Annotated in this window: 16 protein-coding genes; 5 read left to right on the top strand and 11 right to left on the bottom strand. The window is 61.1% G+C overall.

Translation table 11 applies throughout. The features are described from left to right. Window positions 1-89 precede the first annotated feature (89 nt). Window positions 90-1043 (bottom strand): FecR domain-containing protein, encoded by a 954-nt coding sequence (locus AB4N82_RS22020; RefSeq protein WP_122764142.1) that lies wholly within the window; start codon window positions 1041-1043, stop codon window positions 90-92. Further along, window positions 1040-1537 (bottom strand): sigma-70 family RNA polymerase sigma factor, encoded by a 498-nt coding sequence (locus AB4N82_RS22015; RefSeq protein WP_095184486.1) that lies wholly within the window; start codon window positions 1535-1537, stop codon window positions 1040-1042. Before AB4N82_RS22015 ends, AB4N82_RS22020 begins: the two co-directional genes overlap by 4 nt. A 134-nt stretch (window positions 1538-1671) precedes the next feature. Between AB4N82_RS22015 and AB4N82_RS22010 the strand changes: the two genes are divergently transcribed. Beyond that, entirely contained in the window at window positions 1672-2826 is a 1155-nt protein-coding gene (locus tag AB4N82_RS22010; RefSeq protein ID WP_122764141.1) for a DUF1624 domain-containing protein, read from the top strand. Window positions 2827-3550: 724 nt separating this feature from the next. Here AB4N82_RS22010 and metE read toward each other — a convergent pair. Beyond that, window positions 3551-5839 carry a 5-methyltetrahydropteroyltriglutamate--homocysteine S-methyltransferase gene (metE, locus tag AB4N82_RS22005; protein ID WP_032889497.1) on the bottom strand — a complete coding sequence of 763 codons (2289 nt, stop codon included), beginning with the start codon at window positions 5837-5839 and terminating at the stop codon, window positions 3551-3553. A gap of 182 nt (window positions 5840-6021) precedes the next feature. On the opposite strand from metE, the gene AB4N82_RS22000 reads away from it, so the two are divergent. Then, the gene (locus tag AB4N82_RS22000; protein ID WP_122756504.1) at window positions 6022-7665 is read left to right on the top strand and encodes a sensor domain-containing diguanylate cyclase; all 1644 of its coding nucleotides are present in this window, start codon (window positions 6022-6024) and stop codon (window positions 7663-7665) included. Between the two features lie 142 nt (window positions 7666-7807). Beyond that, entirely contained in the window at window positions 7808-8281 is a 474-nt protein-coding gene (locus AB4N82_RS21995; protein WP_099602707.1) for a GNAT family N-acetyltransferase, read from the top strand. Between the two features lie 14 nt (window positions 8282-8295). Here AB4N82_RS21995 and AB4N82_RS21990 read toward each other — a convergent pair whose 3' ends face one another. The 8 genes from AB4N82_RS21990 to AB4N82_RS21955 all read right to left on the bottom strand — a co-directional run bounded on the left by AB4N82_RS21990 (window position 8296) and on the right by AB4N82_RS21955 (window position 16239). Further along, window positions 8296-9615, bottom strand: a complete 1320-nt coding sequence (locus tag AB4N82_RS21990) for an OprD family porin (RefSeq protein ID WP_032890006.1) — start codon at window positions 9613-9615, stop codon at window positions 8296-8298. Window positions 9616-9765: 150 nt separating this feature from the next. Continuing rightward, the gene (locus AB4N82_RS21985) at window positions 9766-10599 is read right to left on the bottom strand and encodes a metallophosphoesterase (protein WP_122764168.1); all 834 of its coding nucleotides are present in this window, start codon (window positions 10597-10599) and stop codon (window positions 9766-9768) included. Window positions 10600-10609: 10 nt separating this feature from the next. After that, on the bottom strand, window positions 10610-11641 hold the full coding sequence (locus AB4N82_RS21980) for an ABC transporter ATP-binding protein (RefSeq protein ID WP_032889503.1): 1032 nt from the start codon (window positions 11639-11641) through the stop codon (window positions 10610-10612). Then, a complete protein-coding gene (locus AB4N82_RS21975; RefSeq protein WP_099602706.1) occupies window positions 11638-12432 on the bottom strand; it encodes an ABC transporter permease in 795 nt (264 codons plus the stop codon). The genes AB4N82_RS21980 and AB4N82_RS21975 overlap by 4 nt, the downstream gene beginning before the upstream one ends. Next, a complete protein-coding gene (locus AB4N82_RS21970; RefSeq protein WP_122753951.1) occupies window positions 12429-13247 on the bottom strand; it encodes an ABC transporter permease in 819 nt (272 codons plus the stop codon). The genes AB4N82_RS21975 and AB4N82_RS21970 overlap by 4 nt, the downstream gene beginning before the upstream one ends. Beyond that, a complete protein-coding gene (locus AB4N82_RS21965) occupies window positions 13248-14252 on the bottom strand; it encodes an ABC transporter substrate-binding protein (protein WP_122764139.1) in 1005 nt (334 codons plus the stop codon). It lies immediately after the preceding gene. Continuing rightward, window positions 14236-15255, bottom strand: a complete 1020-nt coding sequence (locus tag AB4N82_RS21960; RefSeq protein ID WP_032889511.1) for a LacI family DNA-binding transcriptional regulator — start codon at window positions 15253-15255, stop codon at window positions 14236-14238. The genes AB4N82_RS21965 and AB4N82_RS21960 overlap by 17 nt, the downstream gene beginning before the upstream one ends. A gap of 315 nt (window positions 15256-15570) precedes the next feature. Continuing rightward, complete coding sequence (locus tag AB4N82_RS21955) at window positions 15571-16239, bottom strand: DUF2268 domain-containing putative Zn-dependent protease (RefSeq protein WP_099602703.1); 669 nt, start codon at window positions 16237-16239, stop codon at window positions 15571-15573. A 185-nt stretch (window positions 16240-16424) separates the two neighbouring features. On the opposite strand from AB4N82_RS21955, the gene AB4N82_RS21950 reads away from it, so the two are divergent. Together AB4N82_RS21950 and AB4N82_RS21945 are read left to right on the top strand one after the other, a co-directional pair. Next, window positions 16425-17522, top strand: a complete 1098-nt coding sequence (locus AB4N82_RS21950; RefSeq protein ID WP_074847089.1) for a carboxynorspermidine decarboxylase — start codon at window positions 16425-16427, stop codon at window positions 17520-17522. 28 nt (window positions 17523-17550) lie between these two features. Further along, window positions 17551-18795 (top strand): saccharopine dehydrogenase family protein, encoded by a 1245-nt coding sequence (locus AB4N82_RS21945; RefSeq protein ID WP_032889518.1) that lies wholly within the window; start codon window positions 17551-17553, stop codon window positions 18793-18795. Window positions 18796-19116: the final 321 nt, after the last annotated feature.

The raw sequence follows: 19116 nt of genomic DNA, 5'->3' as shown, positions 1-19116 counted from the left end.
GGGCGTTCCTGTCGGCGCGGTGCAACGTTGAGGGTTCTCCCCTACACCGGACGACAACGAAAAAGGTATCAGCGAATCTGAAAGAAGTTTCAACGCGGCTCGACGGTGACCCAGTAGCCGGTCAAGCGGCTGACGGTCACCGGCAGGGTTTCCTGCAACAGGCGCAGGCTGGCATCCGTATCACGCAGGGGGAATGCGCCGGAAACGGTCAACCCCGCCACACCGGAGTGGCAACGCAACACGCCGGCACGGTAGCGCCCCAGTTCGTCGAGCAAATCCGCCAGGCGCATATGCTGGGCCAGCAGCATGCCGTTCTCCCAAGTCATGGCGCTGACATCCAGCGGCCCAACCGCCGCCACGCTGTCGTTGCCAAATGCGCTCTGCTCACCGGCCTTGAGGATCAACCCACGGTCGGCGTGGACCGGCAGCATCTCCACCGCGCCTTCGATCACGGCCACGCGGCTGCTGTGCTCACCGACACGCACGCTGAAGTGCGTGCCCAGCGCACGGGCGGTGCCGTGGCGGGTTTGTACGATAAACGGACGATGGCTTGGCGCAGGGTCCTTGGCGGTGGTGATCATCACTTCGCCTTGCAGCAGTTCAATGCGCCGTACCTGATCGGTGAAGCCGATATTCAACGAGCTGGCGGTGTTGATCAGCAGCCGCGTACCGTCAGGCAAGGTCAAATTGCGTTGCTCGCCGATGGCGGTGCGCTGGTCGGCCGCCCACGACTGCCAGGGCTTTTGCTGCAAGGCCAGCCACGTCGCCGGACCTGCCAGCAGCAACAACCCCAATGCCTGGCGCCGGCCAAGGGATTTTTTGCGGCCGATACGCTTGAGGGTGTCGCCGGCAATCGCACTCGGCACGCTGTTGAAGTCCCCCAGAATCGCCTGCGCACGCTGCCAGGCCTGCGCGTGCTGGGCGCTGCGGCCTTGCCATTGGGCGATGGCGCGGTGGTCTTCGTCGGTCGCGCTGCCGGACTGCAACTGCACCATCCAGTCGGCGGCTTCGCCCAGGATCAGCGGGTCAATCGACGGTTTCATGCCACGCTCAGGCAGGCGAGGAAAGCATCGCGCATATAGCGTTTGACCGACACCAGCGACACCTTCAACTCATCGGCAATCTGCTGGTACGTCAGGCCATCGAGCTGCGACATCAGGAACGCCTGGCGGGTTTTCTCGGGCAAGTCGCGCAGCATGGCTTCGATACGGTACAGCGCTTCGAGAATCAGCCAGCGGGTTTCCGGCGATGGCACTTGCTGCTCGGGCAAGTGGGCGATGGTTTCCAGGTAGGCGCGTTCGACCTCCTGACGACGCCAACTGTCGATCATCAGGCCCTTGGCAATATGAGTGAGCAACGCCCGTGGCTCGCTGCCAAAACCGGCGCAGCTCTGGCGACTCAGCAACCGCACGAAGGTGTCGTGAGCCAGGTCGGCCGCATCACTGGCATTGCCCAGTTTGCGGTCGAGCCAGCGGTACAACCATCCGTGGTGTTCGCAGTACAGCGCCTGAATAGGCAGGTTGAGGGGGGACGACATGCGAGTCACCGGCATCAAGGCCACGGAGTAATTAAGAATTGATCGCATTCTAGTCTGGGCGACGGACCTCAGCAATGTGCAATTTAATGTTATAGGATAACATCCACTTTCCACCCAGCCCTGCGACCACACCCATGACCGATGCTGTTCCCCTCCGTCAACGCCTGCTCTCCATCGACGCCCTGCGCGGCCTGGTGATCCTGTTCATGCTGCTCGACCACGTTCGCGAAACCTTCCTGCTGCACCGTCAGGTCGGCGACCCGATGAGCATCGACAACACCGAACCTGCGCTGTTTATCAGCCGCACCCTCGCCCACCTGTGCGCGCCGGTGTTTGTCTTGCTCACGGGGTTATCCGCGTTTTTGTACGGCCAGAAATACCAAGGCCGCCGCGATGTGTCGGCGTTCCTGTTCAAGCGCGGGTTGTTCCTGGTGGTGCTGGAATTCACCCTGGTCAACTTTGCCTGGACCTTCCAGCTCCCACCGAGCGTGATCTACATGCAAGTAATCTGGGCGATTGGCATCAGCATGATCGCCCTCGCCGCCCTCGTGTGGCTGCCGCGCCCGCTGCTGATCATCGTGGCGCTGGTGATCATCGGCGGGCACAACCTGCTGGATGGCGTGCACTTTGCTCCAGGTTCGGCGCTGCAGAATCTGTGGGCAATCCTGCATGAACGCAGTTGGATCGACGTGTCCGCCGACCTGCGCTTGCGCACTACCTATCCGGTGTTGCCGTGGATCGGTGTGATTGCACTGGGCTACAGCATCGGTCCGTGGTTCGCCAATGCCACCGTGCCTGCAGCGCGCCAGCGCCATCTGTTGCTGGCCGGTGCGGGTTCGTTGATGGGGTTTGTGATGTTGCGTGCGGTCAACGGCTACGGCGAGAAGCCTTGGCAGACGTACGAGAGCGGCGTGCAAACGGTGATGAGCTTTTTCAACGTGACCAAGTACCCGCCTTCGTTGTTGTTCCTGGCGTTGACCTTGGGGATTGGACTGTTGTTGCTGTTGGCGTTTGAGCGCGCGGGGCATAAACGTTGGATCGGAGTATTGGCCGTGTTTGGTGCAGCGCCGATGTTCTTTTACCTGCTGCACCTGTACGTGCTGAAAGTGCTGTATGTAGCGTGTGTGGCGGCGTTCGGCCTCAACCATGGCAACTACTTCGGGTTCGACAGCATCGGTGCCGTATGGCTGGCGGCCCTGTTGCTGCCGCTGGCGCTTTACGTACCAGTGCGCTGGTTTGCCGGGCTGAAGGCGCGTCGAAGGGATCTGGCGTGGCTCAAATACCTCTGAGCGTATATTTAATTGTGGGAGGGGCAGTGTGGCGATGCTACAGGCCCTGACTTCGATATCTCCGAGTCAGGATGCTGGCTGAGTACATATCCGTTGCTGCGATAACGGCGGCTTACGGTTTCGCCCTTACGGCGACCGGATTCTTAAGCCGAACTCCGTCCAAATGTGGGAGGGGGCTTGCTCCCGATGAGGGTGTGTCAGTTGATGCAGCTGTGACTGTTCCACTGCCATCGGGAGCAAGCCCCCTCCCACATTTTGATCTCCCCATATCAGATAGGCCTCACCCTATCTTTGATCTGCTTTTGCTCTGTTTTTGCTCTGTTTTTGCTTTTGCCTTTGCCTTTGCCTTTGCTCTTACATCCTTTTCGCTGACGAAGTCAGCGTTCTTTTGATCTGCGCTTTTGATCTTGATCTCAGGCGCCCCGTCAAACACGCTGGCCGAACGCAGGCTTGAATCCGTGGGTAACCCGGCAGGACGCCGGGTTAGCCGCGCTGGGCCATGGATGGCCCATCGCGGCGGCCCACGGATTCAAGCCGGAGTGAGGGCACACCGAGCCTAGGCGAGGTGCCGAGTGTTGGGGCAAGAGCCCTTTGGTTACTTTGGGGCTTTTCCAAAGTGACCCGCCGTAAGGGCGGAACCAATACCAGCCGTGACCGCAGAAACGGATATGCACACCAACAAACCGCCATCGAAAGCAAACCTCGCCCCACATTTTTAACCGCGTTACGCCAATTCCGCTCGCAGTTGACGCGCCGCAGTGACCATATGAATCAGCGCCGCCTCAGTCTCCGGCCAGCCACGCGTCTTCAAGCCGCAATCCGGGTTCACCCACAACCGCTCGGCCGGGATCCGCTTGGCTGCCTTGCGCAGCAGGTTAGCCATTTCCGATGCATCGGGCACCCGTGGCGAGTGGATGTCGTAGACTCCCGGGCCGATGTCATTCGGGTAGGCGAAGGCTTCAAACGCGTCCAGTAACTCCATGTCCGAACGTGAGGTTTCGATGGTGATCACATCGGCATCCATCGCTGCGATGGACTCGATCACATCGTTGAACTCGCTGTAGCACATGTGGGTATGGATCTGGGTGTCGTCACGCACGCCAGAGGCGCACAGGCGGAACACTTCGGTGGCCCAATCCAGGTAGTGCTGCCACTGTGCCTGGCGCAACGGCAGGCCTTCGCGAAACGCGGCTTCGTCGATCTGCACGATCTTGATGCCAGCGGTTTCCAAATCCACCACTTCATCACGAATCGCCAGGGCCAGTTGGCGGGCCTGCACTTCACGGCTCACGTCTTCGCGGGGGAACGACCACATCAGCATGGTCACCGGACCGGTCAGCATGCCTTTCATGACCTTGTGGGTCAGGCCTTGGGCATAGCGGATCCACTCCACGGTCATCGCCTTCGGACGGCTAAGGTCGCCGAAAATTACGGCTGGTTTCACGCAACGCGAACCGTAGCTCTGGACCCAGCCAAAGCGCGTGAACACGTAGCCATCCAGTTGCTCGGCGAAGTACTCGACCATGTCGTTACGTTCAGCTTCACCATGCACCAGCACATCCAGGCCGAGGTTTTCCTGCACTTCGACGGCGTGCCTGATTTCGCTGTGCATCGCTTCGACGTATTCGGCCTCGCTCAACTTGCCAGCCTTGTATGACTGGCGCGCCAGGCGAATCGAGGCTGTTTGCGGGAACGAACCGATGGTGGTGGTCGGGAACAACGGCAGTTTGAGGCCAGCGCGCTGTTGCTCGATACGCTGGGCAAACAGCGAGTGGCGCTGACTGTCCTTGGCAGTAATGGCGGCAACACGTGCCTGGACGGCCGGTTTGTGGATTCTTGGCGAAGCGGCGCGTGCGGCCTGCACCGTGCGGCTGTGCGTCAGAGCAGCAAGCACGTTGGGCGCTTCAGGTTGGTTGACCGCCTGGGCCAGCACCGCCACTTCGGCGCACTTCTGCACAGCGAAGGCCAACCAGCTTTTCAACTCGGCATCCAGCTTGTCTTCACGGCCCAGGTCCACCGGGCTGTGCAGCAGCGAGCAGGACGGCGCCACCCAAAGGCGATCACCGAGTTTTTCATGAGCATGCTGCAAGGTCGCCAGGGCGTTTTCCAGGTCGCAGCGCCATACATTGCGTCCGTTCACTACCCCCAGGGACAGCACCTTGTACGCCGGCAGCCGGTCGAGGATGGTCGGGTACTGCTCCGGCGCCCGTATCAGGTCAATGTGCAGGCCATCCACTGGCAGGTTCGCGGCCAGGCCGAGGTTCTCTTCCAGACCACCGAAGTAGGTCGCCACTAGCTTTTTCAATGGGTCGCGCTGGATCAGGTTATAGGCGCGTTCGAAAGCGTTTTTCCACTCTTGTGGCAGGTCGAGCACCAGGATCGGCTCGTCGATCTGTACCCATTCCACGCCCAGGTCCGCCAGGCGTTGGAAGATCTGGCCATACAACGGCAGCAGGCGCTCCAGCAGATCAAGCTTGTCGAAGTCGCCGCCCTTGGCCTTGCCCAGCCACAGGTACGTCAACGGGCCAATCACCACCGGCTTGACGTTGTGGCCCAGTTCGAGAGCTTCCTGCACTTCTTCGAAGAGTTGATCCCAGCCCAGATGGAAGTGCTGGTCGACGCTGAATTCAGGCACCAAGTAGTGGTAGTTGGTATCGAACCACTTGGTCATTTCCTGGGCGTGGGCACCGCCGCAGCAGTTGTCGCTGACACCCCGCGCCATACCGAACAGGGTTTGCAGGGTGGCCTTGCCATCCGCCGGGCGAAAGCGCTCAGGGATCACGCCAAACATCAGCGAGTGAGTCAGCACCTGGTCGTACCAGGCGAAATCGCCAGCGGGCAGCAACTCAATACCGGCCTGTTTCTGCAACGCCCAATGGGTCTTGCGCAGGTCACGGCCAACGGCGCGCAGGCCGTCCTCGTCGAGCTCACCCTTCCAGAACGCTTCCTGCGCTTTTTTAAGTTCACGATCGCGTCCAATGCGCGGAAATCCCAGGGAATGAGCGACAGCCATGACTTACAACTCCAATGTCGTTATGTATGGCAGTCATTGTCGGGAATTGATCATAGTGAGACAAACTCATTCTATTTTAGATCAGCACAAGTTTCGCTCATGTTGAAGCTTGCCTTTAGCCGACACGGCACTCATTCATTGCGGGTACTATGCTCGCAAACAATACATTCAAATGAGCACCCATGATCAAAGCCAGCCTGCGCAGTCACCTGACCTTATGGTTTGCCGGTTTATCCCTGCTCACCTTGCTGAGCGTGGGCTTTTATGTGGGGCACATCGCAACTGGGCAGATGAAGCAGGCCAGCGGCGTTGCTTTGTTGAGCACAGCGCGCTCCACGGCTGCGCTGTTGGCCGTGCAACTGCGCGAGCGTCAGCTGGAAGTGACCCTGCTCAGCAAAGCGCCGCTGTTTCGCAAGGGTGACTTGAACGAGCCGGACATCCTCACGCTGATGGAGCTGCGTACCCAGTCTCGCGCCGAGTACGCGTGGATGGGCGTCGCCGATGCCGACGGCCGTGTGCGCCAGGCGGTGAATGGGCTGCTGGTGAATCAATCTGTCAGCCAGCGCCCATGGTTCCAGGCCGGTCTGCTTGGCGAGTACACCGGCGATCCCCATGAGGCGGTGCTGCTGGCCAAGTTGCTGCCAGGGGCGGCCAACGGCGAGCTGTTGCGTTTTATTGATTTCGCCGAGCCTATCCATAACGCCAAGGGCGAGACCATCGGCGTGCTGGGGGCCCATGCGCACTGGCGCTGGGTGACGCAAATCGTCGATTCGGCAGTGATGCAGAAGGACGCCATCCCTGATATCGAGGCGCTGATTGTCGACTTCGACGGCAAGGTACTTTATCCCGAACTGCTGGCCGGCGAGCAGATGCCTAAAGACAAGCTGGTCACGCCTTCCGGCTGGTCCACGGCGGACGGTTTTGTGACCGCTTCGGTCGCGGTGCCCAGCCCCTCCAACGCAAAAATGACTTGGTACATCATGGTGCGCCAGCCGTTGGATGTGGCCCTGCAACCGGCGCGCACGCTGCTCTACAAACTGCTGATACTCGGTGTACTCGCCGCCGTGGCGTTTATGGTCGCGGCGTATTACCTGGCCTCCTCCCTCAGTCGCCCTATCGAACAACTGGCCAAATCCGCCAAGCAAGTCCAGGAGCACCAGCCCGGCGCCGTGTTTCCACAGGAGCACTCGGTACTGGAAATCGCCCAACTGGGCCGTTCGCTTACCGGCATGACCCAAGCGCTGCTGGCCAAGGAACGCCAGCTGCAGGAAGCCAACGCCTCCCTGGAAGCCACTGTCGCCCAACGCACCGCCGACCTCACCCAGGCCAACGCCGAACTGCTGAAACTGGCCACCCACGATGCCCTCACCGGCGTGTTCAACCGTCGCCGCTTCGATGAAAAACTCGCCGAGAACAGCCTGCTGTTCCAGCGTACCGGCCGCACCTTCGCCCTGCTGCTGATCGATGCCGATTACTTCAAGCGCGTCAACGACACCTACGGCCACGCCATTGGCGATGATGTGCTGTGCCAACTCGCCGCGCTGATAGAAAGTACGACGCGCGCCACTGACTTTGTGGCGCGTTATGGCGGGGAAGAATTCGCCGTGCTGCTGCCGGAAGTCGAAGCGCCGGACAGCCCCGACGTGGTCGCCGAAAAAATCCGCGCGGCCGTCGAGGCGGCAGTGTTTCCCACCGTAGGCCGTCTGACCGTAAGCATCGGCGTGGGCGTGGCCGAGCCTTCGGACCGTGACTCCCTGGCACTGCTCAAACGCGCGGACATGTGTTTGTATGAGGCCAAGGCCGCGGGCAGAAACCGGGTGGTTTGAGCACGCCTCCCTCGCCACAGGTACAGTGCCCGCCACGCTATTTCGGATAGGTCCCTACAGGGATGTCATTACCCAAGGCAGTTGTCTTTGGGGCGCAATCAGCTATGAGGTCGAACGCTCAATGCCCACACAGAGAGTCCCTATGAAGCCCTCCAGCGAAGCCCCTTCGATACGTAGACTGGAAGAACTCCCAGACGAGATCCACACGCTGGAAGCGCAAGCCATTGCCGAAGGGTTCAGGTTCCTCACGCGCCTGATCACAGAGTGGGAAACAGGCGCCAATCGGTTCGAACAACCGGGCGAGTACCTTTTGGGCGTGTTTTACCAGGAGCAACTGATTGCAGTCGGCGGCGTTTCCCGTGATCCCTACGCCGGCTCAACCGTGGGCCGGCTGCGCCGGGTATACGTGACTCCCCAAATGCGAGGGCGAGACGTGGGTAAGGCCTTGGTTCAAGCACTGCTGGATTACGCCACGCTGAAATTCCACGACGTGCGCTTATCTACCGATACACCCGAAGCCGCAGCATTTTATCTGCGCTGCGGTTTTCATCAGATCAGCGATGACACCGCAACGCATGCACGATCACTGAGCGCCCACTCGCGCCTACAGAGGTGAGGCGCTCAGCTGTACTACATCAACGGAATCGAATAACTCACAAACACCCGATTCTGGTCCTGGTCCCGCGCCACTTCACTGCGTGACACGCCGTTACGCCAGCCGAACCCGACGTTCTTGAACGTGCCGCTCTGCACCACGTAATCCAACGAGATGTCCCGCTCCCACTCGCTGGCGTCGTTGCCGCTGGCGGTAAGAATGTGGTCGCCCTTAAGGTACATCACCGAGGCCTTCAGGCCGGGTACACCCAGCGACGCGAAGTCGTAGGCGTACTGGGCAAAGGCGGTGCGCTCACCGGCCTGGATGAAGGTCTGCACGGTACGGTCGGTGTAGAGGTACAGGCTGGCACCGCCCTCCCCTTTGTTCACCAGGCCGCCCTGGTTGAGTTGGGCGAAGTTACTGTCGTCCGAGACTTGCTGGTAGCCGGCGGTGATCGCGTGCGGGCCCAGGGAGTAGATGAACGCGGCGCTCCAGGTGTTGTTGTCGATTTCACCGTTGCCGTTCTTGGTATAGCCGCCCAGCTTGTAGCCCTCGGCACGGCCGGCAGCACTGCTGTTTTTGCCGTCGGAGCTGGTCTTGAAGTAGCGCAGGTCGGTTTTCAATGAGCCGTATTCGCCCAACGGCAATACGTGGATCAACCCGGCGAAGTGTTGCTGGTAATAGTCTTCGAGGTTGGCGTAGTAGTACTGGACCATCAGGTCCTTGGTCAGTTGGTAGTCCGCGCCGGCGTAGGTGAATTTATTGCTTTCCTGGGTACCGCCCGCCGCGGCCAGGCCACTGCGGTCGCTGGAACCGCGACCGGTGGTGTGCTCAAGCTGACCGCCGACCAGGGTCAGGTTGTCGATGTCCTTGCTGGTGACTTGCCCGCCTTCGAACGACTGCGGCAACAGGCGGCCGTCGTTGCTCACCAGGATCGGCAGGTTCGGGCGCAGGTAGCCGTAGCGCGCTTCGGTCTTGGCAAAGCGTGCCTTGGCGGTCGCGCCGCCACGGGCCCAGTTATCCGTGGCCTTGCCGTCTTCGGTGGGGATCATCGAGCTGCCGACATGGCGCGCGGCGCTGCTGTCGAGGGTCACGCCGAGCATGCCGATGGCGTCCAGGCCAAAACCGACGGTGCCGTCAGTGAAGCCCGACTGGTAGTTGAGGATAAAGGCCTGGCCCCACTCTTCGGTCTTCGACGGTGCCGCCGTGCCGTCGCGGTTGTCGTTATTGAAGTAGAAGTTACGCATGCTCAAGTTGGCTTTGCTGTCGCTCAAAAAGTCAGCAGACGCCAAGGGGCTCAGAGCAATGCCCAGGCTGCCGGTCAATACACTTAATACATTCAACGTGGCTTTCATCAGGACGAACTCCGGCGCGGAATCCAAGTTCCGGGCGCAAAAAATGGGCAGCAGGATACCGTCGGCCAAACGTGACGTTGGCCGGGGCATTAACGGTTGTTCAGTTACTTAGTTGTTAGCTAGTTGAGTGAAGTGAAACCTCCGTAAACCTCAGTCAATCAATCCATGAGCGTCATAAAACGGGTACGGCCCCGGGTAATCCCCGAACACGCCGTTGTGGCTGATCAAGCCGTGTTGCGCATCCCAGCGATGCAACAAATACCCCGCCGGTTCCAGGTTGAAATGCGCGGGCGCGGCGTCTTGCAGGTCCAGCACAATCTGATGGGAGGTGCCGGGGCACACACAACTCAAGCTGCCGCCAAAGCGTCGCTGCATCGGCCGGTGCAGGTGCCCGCACAGCAGGCGTTCCACTTGCGGGTGGCGCGCCACGACGCGCTCCAGTGCGGCGGCGTTGATAAAAGCTTCGCGGTCCATATGGCCGATGCCGCTGATAAACGGCGGATGGTGCAGGATCAGCAACGTCGGCGCGTCCGGGCGTCGTGCCAGTTGCGCGTCCAACCAGTGCAATTGGCTGTCCAGTAGCTGGCCGCCATGCCCACCGGGGATAGTCGAGTCCAGGCCGATCAAGCGCAGCGGATGCTCGTCCACCACCCAGTCCAACGGCCCCTCTGCCGACGACGGCAAATAAGCGTGATCACGGAATGCCTCAAGCAACGGACCGCGTGTGTCGTGGTTGCCGGGCACCAGGTAGCACGGCATGTGCAGGCGCGCGAGTTCGGGGTGCAGCACGGCGTATTCATCGGCGCGGCCGAAGTCCACCAGGTCACCGCTGACCACCACGATATCGGGCCGGGGTTGGCTGGCGTTCAAATGGTCGACGGCACGGCGCAGCGCGCCCAAAGTATCGACCACCCCATACGTCAGGCGCTGGCCGGCTTTAAGGTGCAGGTCGCTGATTTGCGCAACAAGAAACGGACGATTCACAAGCAAACTCTCACGCATTCAGGGTGAACAACATGTGCGGCGCAATCGCCAGGGCGATCGGCGCGCCGACGGCGTACAGGTGGTTGTCGCTGCTGTCCACCAGCAGCGGTTGCGGGCCGCCTACATCCACCAGCAGGCGGCTTTGTGCGCCCTGGAAAAACTGCGCCAATAGATAGCCGTGCAAGTGCCCTTCGCTCTCCATCACCCGCAGGTGTTCGGGGCGGCAGTACACCGTGTTAGGCACGTCGGCGGCCTGCCACGGCAATTCGCCGCCGCAGACTTTCAGGCCATGGGCTGTTCGCGAGGTAACGGCAAAGGCATTGAGGTTGCCGACAAAACCAGCGACGAACGCATTGGCCGGTTTCTGGTAGATCTCCCGTGGGCTGGCCAATTGCGCGACGCGGCCGTGCTCCATCACCAGGATACGATCGCCCAGGGCCATGGCTTCGCCCTGATCGTGGGTGACAAATACCGAGGTGATACCGAGGCCGCGCAGCAGTTCATTCAGCTCGCTGCGCAAGCGCTCGCGCAATTGCGCATCCAGGGCGGCCAGCGGTTCGTCCAGCAACAGCACTTTAGGGCGCGGCGCCAAGGCACGGGCCAAGGCCACGCGTTGACGCTGGCCACCGGACAATTCGTGGATGCTGCGCTTGCCATGCTGTTGCAGGCCCACCAGCTCCAGTAATTCCTCGCAGCGCTTGTTCCGCGCAAGCGGCGCCATGCCGCGAATCTTCAAGCCGTAGACGATATTGCCGGCCACATCGAGGTTGGGAAACAACGCGTAGTTCTGGAACACCATGCCCACGTCGCGGCGCTCGATGGGCAGGCGGGTGACGTCGTCGGTGCCGAAAAAAACCTGACCCACATCCGGGCGTTCCAGGCCGGCAATCAGGCGCAAGGTGGTGGTCTTGCCGCAGCCGGACGGGCCGAGGATCGCCAGGGTTTCACCGCCTTCAACGGTCAGGTTCAGATCATGCACAGCCACGGTGCCGTCGGCGAACGCCTTGCGACAGCCTTGCAGGCGAATAGTGATAGCGGTCATCGACGCTCTCCACGGGACAAACGAGCGCTGATGGCCTGCAACGCAATCAGCAGCGGCACGATCATCAGCAAAAAGATAAGGGTGTAGGCGCTGGCGATTTCCAGGCGCGCCGAGGCGTAGCTGTCGGCCAGGCCCACGGGCAATGTCTTGGTCATGGGTGTGTGGAGCATCCAGGTCAGGTTGAATTCGCCCAACGACAAGGTCACCACCATCAGCACGCCGGCCAGAATCCCCGCCCGGCAGTTGGGCACCACCACGCTGAAAAAGCGCTTGATCGGCCCGGCGCCCAAACTAGCCGCCGCCTCTTCCAGCACCGGCAGTTGCTGGCGTTGCATCACCGCCATCACCGGACGTACCAGGAACGGCAAAGTGAACAGCACATGGCCCACCAGGATGAACAGCCAACTGCTGCGAAACGTGCCGAACTGGCCGTAGGTGAGCAGCAACGCCAGCGCACTGGCCAACCCCGGCATCGCCACCGGCAACACCATCAGTTCTTCGAAGGCACGGCTGAAGCGGTTGTTCATGCGCACCAGCGCATACGCCGCCGGCACGCCGATCACGCAGACACACACCGCGCACGCCAGCGCCAATTGCAACGACAGCCATACGGTGGGCGAATAGGCCTGCCAGACCTGGATCAGCCAGTCGAAGGTCAGGCCGCTGGACAGGCCGACGAAGAAATTGCGCGTCAACCCGGCCAGCAACGACATCAGCACCGGCACCAACATGAACGCGCACACCAGCAAGGTGAACAGCAGTTGAATCACAAACAGAGATGAGCGTTTCACAAGACCGTCCCCGCATTTTTCACCAGGCGCCGCGTGAGCAATAACACCGCCCAGGTCACCGCGCCGAGCACCACCGACAACGCGGCGGCGACGGCAAAGTTGGCGTAGTTGGTGAACACGTTGTAGATCGCCACCGGGGTCACATTCAGGCGCGTGCCCAAGGTGAACGCGGTGCCGAAGGCGCCCATGGACGTGGCGAAGCAAATCGCGCCGCAGGACGCCAACGCTGGCGCCAGGCCCGGCACGATCACGTCGCACACCACCCGCCAGTGCCCTGCCCCCAGCGAATGCGCCGCTTCTTCCAGGCTGCGGTCGAGGCTTTCGCACGCGGCCATCACCGTGAGGATCACCCGGGGAATCGAGAAGTACAGGTAGCCGACAAACAGCCCGGCCAGCGAGTAGGCAAAGATCCAGCGCTCACCGGCCACTTGCAGGCCCAGGGACGCCAGCAACCCCTGGCGCCCGGCCAACAGGATCACCAGAAAGCCCACCACCACCCCGGGAAACGCCAGGGGAAACGTGAGCAAGGCCACCAACGCCGAGCGCCCGAAAAACTGCTGGCGCGCAAGGAATACGCCGCTGATGCCACCGATCAACAACGCGGTGAACGTCACCACGATCGCCAGCACGCAAGTCTGCGCCAGGCTGCCCAGGTACTGCGCGCTACTGAGCACCTGCCAATAGCCGCTGCCGAGGCTGTCGCGGCTTTCGGCGCCGAGCACCATCAAGTGCGCCAGCGGCAACAGCCAGAATGCGAACAGCACCGCAAAGGCCGGGGCCAGCGCCCAGGCCGCCTGTTTTGCCGATGCAGCCACTTACTTGACCTCGTTCAGGTAACGGGCGGCGAAGGCTTCCTGCACAGCGGCCATTTTCTGATAGTCCACCACGCCGGCGCGGGCGTAATCGCTGTCGGGCAGGAACTGCGCGGCGACGTCGGCCGGCATGTTCACCGGGCGTACCGGGCGCAAGTAAGCCTTGGCCCAGAGTGCCTGGCCTTGGTCCGACAGCACGAAGTCCAGCACCTTCTCGCCATTGGCGCGGTGCGGCGCGTTGGCCACCAGGCTCATCACATAGGGCACGCTGATGCTGCCTTCCTTGGGGATCACGAAGGCGACGTTGGCGCTGTCTTTGTAGCGGGCGCGGTAGGCGTTGAAGTCGTAGTCCACCAGGATCGGCAACTCGCCGGACAGCACCCGCGCATAGGCGGTCTGCTTGGGCACGATGGGGGCGTTTTTCGCCAGCTTCTGGAAGTAGTCGATGGCCGGGGCGAAGTTGTCCAGGTCGCCGCCCATTGCGCGGTTGATCGCCACGGCAGAGACATAACCGACGAAGGCGCTGGACGGGTCCAGGTAGCCGACCATGCCTTTGTATTCAGGCTTGAGCAGGTCGGTCCAGCTTTGCGGCACCGGCAAGCCACCCAATGCATCGACGTTGACCATGATGCCCAAGGTGCCGGAGTGGATCGCAAACCACTGGCCGGCGGGGTCTTTCAACCCGGCGGGGATCTGCTCCCAGCCCTTGGGTTTGTAGCCATCGACCACACCGGCCTTTTGCGCCTGCAAGCCGAAGGTCACGCCGTAATACACCACGTCCGCGACCGGCGCGGCCTTTTCGGCCACCAGTTGCGCCAGGGACTGGCCGGAGTTCTTGTTGTCCAGCGGCACCTGCACACCCGTGTCGGCAGCGATGGCCTTGAGCTGGGTGCCCCAGTCGGCCCAGTCCGGCGGGCAGTTGTAGCAAATAGCCGTTTCGGCGGCCTGGGCCAGGCTGGCCACACCGCACAGCAGCACGGCTGCCAGGGTTTTACTGAATGCGCGCATCAAGGGACTCCTCAAAGGGTTGGGTACTTTCGCCCGGCCGGATATGGCAAGGCAGGCAATGGGAAACCGGGGCATTCCCGGCGATCTGCGCCAGCAGTTGGTCAATCACCGTGCTGGCCAGCAGCGCGATGGGCTGCACCACGCTGCACAGGGTCGGGTGCATCTGGGTGCCGAGGGCGATGCCGTCAAAGCCCATCACCGACAACTGCCCGGGTACATTCCAGGCATTGCGGCGCAGCTCGGCGATCAGGCTGATAGCCAGGAAATCGTTGGAACACACCAGCGCGCTGGGGGCGTCGGGGCCGTTGAGGTACGGCTGGATGGCGGCGAATTCGGCCTGGGTATGCGCGGGCATTTCGATCACCGCGCGGCTTTTGAGGCCGTATTCCTTCATCGCGTCGCAGTAACCGGCATAGCGCAGGCGTGCGCGGTCGGACTGCAAGGCGGGGCCGGCGACCATGCTGATGCGTCGATGACCGGCCTCCAGCAAGTAGCGCGTGGCCAAGGCCATGCCCGCGCGGTTGTCCACCGACACGGCACTGTAGTTGGGGTTGCTCGGTTGGTGATAGGCCAGCACGAACGGGGTTTGTTCGGTATTCAGGCTGCTGAGCACGCTGTTGCTTTCGGCATCGGTGACCGTCAGCACCAGGCCATCGACGCGCTGGCGCAGCAGTTCTTCCACCACAATGCACTCGCGCTCGCTGCTGTAGTCGGTGGTCGCCAGCACCAGGCTGTAGCCACGCAACCGCGCGGCACGCTCCATGGCCTGGAACTGCTCGGCGAACACCGGGTTGAGCAGGTTGGGCACTACCACGCCGATCAACTGGGTGGTTTGCAGGCGCAGTTGGCGGCCGAGCAGGTTGGGCCGAAACCCCAACTCACGGGCGGCGGCGAACACCTGCTCACGGGTCGCCGGGCGCACCTGCTCGGGAGAGGCAAAAGTGCGGGCGGCGGTCGCGCGGGATACGCCAGCCAGCCGCGCAACGTCTTTCAGGTCAGTCATGTTTACTCGCTTGAGATCGATCTCATTGGCGAGGACAGTAACGGGGGAATGTGGCAGGAAGGTGGTGGGGAGATGACGGTTTGATGTCAGCCAAGCCCCGACACGCTTTAATGTCAGGTGATCGCATGTAGCAGTTGCCGAGCTGCAAGCGAGGCTGCGTCAGGCGCGCTGCCGATTCAGACTCGAGTCGCGGCGGACGCTGCCTCGCCGGGGCTCGACAGCTGCTACAAATTTGCGCGGTGTTGGATAGGAAGGTGTCTACGTGCGACCGCGCTGAAAGCAGGCAAACCTGCTGAGTTTGTCCGTCGGTCCTCGTCAGGCACGAATCACCAGGCCCTCCTCAGCCGCGATCGCCAGGATGTCTTTGGCTGAAACGTTGAGCCACGTATCTGCATCAGGCGCTCCTACCGACGCCAACCATAATCCGACCATCTGATAACCCAAGGCATACCCCAGCCATCGAGGCTTGTCGCCGGTGCCAAAAAACCAGGCGCTGTGATCGTAGTACGTCGCCTCAAGCTCGCTAAGGTGTGCAGGAAAACGCCTGAGCGCTTCAAGGCTGAACGCCCTCTCCCACGCCTCGGCTTCGCTGCCCAGCACATGCTGTACAAACCTGCCTGCCAGGCCTTCGCTGACCAGCGCCTCCCCCAGCGTCCAGCCATACCCCGGCCCAGCCATGCGCAGGCAATGATGCACCTCATGCACCACATGTCGACTCATTGCGCCGCCTTCGAGGCTCGTGGCGAAATTTGGGTTATCGGGGTCCAGGGTCAGGGAGAACATCGTGCTGCGATAAGCGCGACCAACCAGGCCCAACTCCGGGATGGTTTCGCCGGGCAGCCGTTGAATCAGTACATCCAAGCGTGGTGGTGGCATCACTTGGGAAATCCCCCGGTAGGCGACATCGAACGCTTGCATCAATGCCTTGCGATGCGTGGCCAGGGAGCCCGAAGCTTCCAGCCAGTGCAGTGTCCATGCGTCCATTCTCACCTCTCGTCATCCCAACGTTGTGTCGTCACCCGAGTGGCTGATCATACCCACGAGCTGTCACATTGGCAGGTCAGATTAAAAGCGGCGCAGCAAAATCCGCCGGCTAACCTTTCGATTCAATCCAAGTGCGGGCACAATGCGTGTCCTTTTTTGGCAGGCACCGCCGCAGGCTCTCAAAAATGATCAAAACGCCGTACTACCTCATCGATAAACAGAAGCTTCTGGTCAACATGCAGAAGATTGCTTACGTGCGCGAGCAGTCCGGCGCCAAGGCCCTGCTGGCGCTCAAGTGCTTTGCCACCTGGTCGGTGTTCGACCTGATGCAGGAATACATGGACGGCACCACCTCGTCGTCGCTGTATGAGTTGAAGCTCGGTCGCCAGAAGTTCGAAGGTGAGGCGCACGCCTACAGCGTGGCCTGGGCCGACGATGAAATCGAAGAGATGCTCGATAACTGCGACAAGATCATCTTCAACTCCATCAGCCAGCTGCAGCGTTTTGCCGAACGTAGCGAAGGCAAGACCCGTGGCCTGCGCGTCAACCCGCAGGTGAGCAGCTCCGACTACCTGCTGGCTGACCCGGCGCGTCCATTCAGCCGCCTGGGCGAATGGGACCCGGTGAAGATCGAAGGCGTGATCGAGCAGATCTCCGGCTTCATGTTCCACAACAACTGCGAGAACGGCGATTTCAACCTGTTCGACCAGATGCTGAACACCATCGAAGAACGCTTCGGCGCGCTGCTGCACAAGGTCAACTGGGTCAGCCTCGGCGGCGGCATCCACTTCACCGGTGAAGGCTATGCCATCGACGCCTTCTGCCAACGCCTCAAGGCGTTCTCGCAAAAGTACGACGTGCAGGTCTACCTGGAACCCGGCGAAGCGGCGATCACCAACAGCGCCTCCCTGGAAGTCACCGTGCTCGACACCCTCTACAACGGCAAAAACCTCGCCGTCGTGGACAGCTCCATCGAAGCCCACCTGCTGGACCTGCTGATCTATCGCCTCAACGCTAAGCTGGCGCCGAGCGACGGTGAACACACCTACATGGTGTGCGGCAAATCCTGCCTGGCCGGGGACATCTTCGGCGAGTATCAATTTGATCGTCCGCTGGCCATCGGCGATCGGCTGTCGTTCATCGACACCGCGGGCTACACCATGGTCAAGAAAAATTGGTTCAACGGCCTGAAAATGCCGTCCATCGTAGTGAAACAACTCGACGGTACAGTCGAAGTGGTTCGTGAATTTGGTTACGACGACTACCTGTCCAGCCTTTCGTAAGCTGGCAGATATAGGAGAAATAAAGCAATTGAAAAAGAACGTTCTTATCATTGGTGCAGGAGGTGTCGCCAAGGTGGTGGCCCACAAGTGCGCGCAGCACAACGACGAACTCGGTCGTATTGCTATCGCGTCGCGCAACATCTCCAAATGCCAGGCCATCATCGACAGCGTCAAGGCCAAGGGTAGCCTCAAGGTTCCCGCCGACATCCAGGCCTTCGCGCTGAACGCCCTGGACGTGGAAGCGACCAAGGCCCTGATCCGCGAGACTGAATCGCAGATCGTCATCAACGTGGGTTCCGCGTTCCTCAACATGTCGGTACTGCGTGCCTGCATCGACACGGGCGTTGCGTACCTCGACACCGCCATCCACGAAGAGCCGGGCAAGGTCTGCGAGACCCCGCCGTGGTACGGCAACTACGAATGGAATCACCTGGAAGAGTGCAAACAGAAGAACATCACCGCCATCCTTGGCGTGGGCTTCGACCCGGGTGTCGTCAACGCGTATGCCGCGCTGGCGCAGCAACAGCATTTCGACCGCATTGATTCGATCGACATCCTCGACGTCAATGCCGGCTCCCATGGCAAATACTTCGCCACCAATTTCGATCCGGAAATCAACTTCCGCGAATTCACCGGGCAGGTGTGGAGCTGGCAGAACAGCCAGTGGACCAGCAACACCATGTTCGAAGTCAAACGCACCGACGACCTGCCGGTCGTGGGTTCGCAGAACCTCTACCTCACCGGCCACGATGAAGTGCACTCGCTGTCGAAAAACCTCGACGTGCCCAACGTGCGTTTCTGGATGAGCTTCGGCGAACACTACATCAACGTGTTCACCGTGCTGAAAAACCTCGGCCTGCTCTCCGAGAAGCCGGTCACCACCGCCGAAGGCCTGGAAGTGGTGCCGTTGAAAGTGGTCAAGGCCGTGCTGCCCGACCCGTCTTCGCTGGCTCCGGGCTACACCGGCAAGACCTGCATCGGCGACCTGGTCAAAGGCACCAAGGACGGCCAGCCGCGCGAGATGTTCATCTACAACGTAGCGGATCACGAAGAAGCCTACGTTGAAACCGACAGCCAGGGCATCTCCTACACCGCAGGCGTTCCACCGGTAGCCGCAGCGCTGCTGGTAGCCCGTGGCGAGTGGGATGTGAAACACATGGCCAACGTCGAGGAACTGCCGGCTGAGCCGTTCCTGAAGGCGCTGGACGTGATGGGCTTGCCGACTCGAATCAAGGACGAGCACGGTGATCGAGCCTGGGATGCGATTGCCTGATAGGCGATAGCTGACCGAACAAAAAAATGCGCCCTCAGGGGCGCATTTTTTGTTTGGGCGGATACCGAGTTCCAAGACACTGAACATCCAATGTGGGAGGGGGCTTGCCCCCGATTGCAGTACATCAGTCACAGCAGCAGTGACTGACACACCGTAATTGGGGGCAAGCCCCCTCCCACATTGGAATTCACAGATGACCGCATGCACTGCAATTGTCGGCAATTTACACAAAGGTACTGAGTCCTGAACTTAAGGCGTTGAACACAGCCTGCCCGGCGGCGTGAAGATGGACGGGATAGAGCGCCTGAGCTATCTTCAGCC

The organism is Pseudomonas sp. H1_D04 (assembly GCF_054683855.1).
This window is presented reverse-complemented; position numbering and strand designations above follow the sequence as displayed.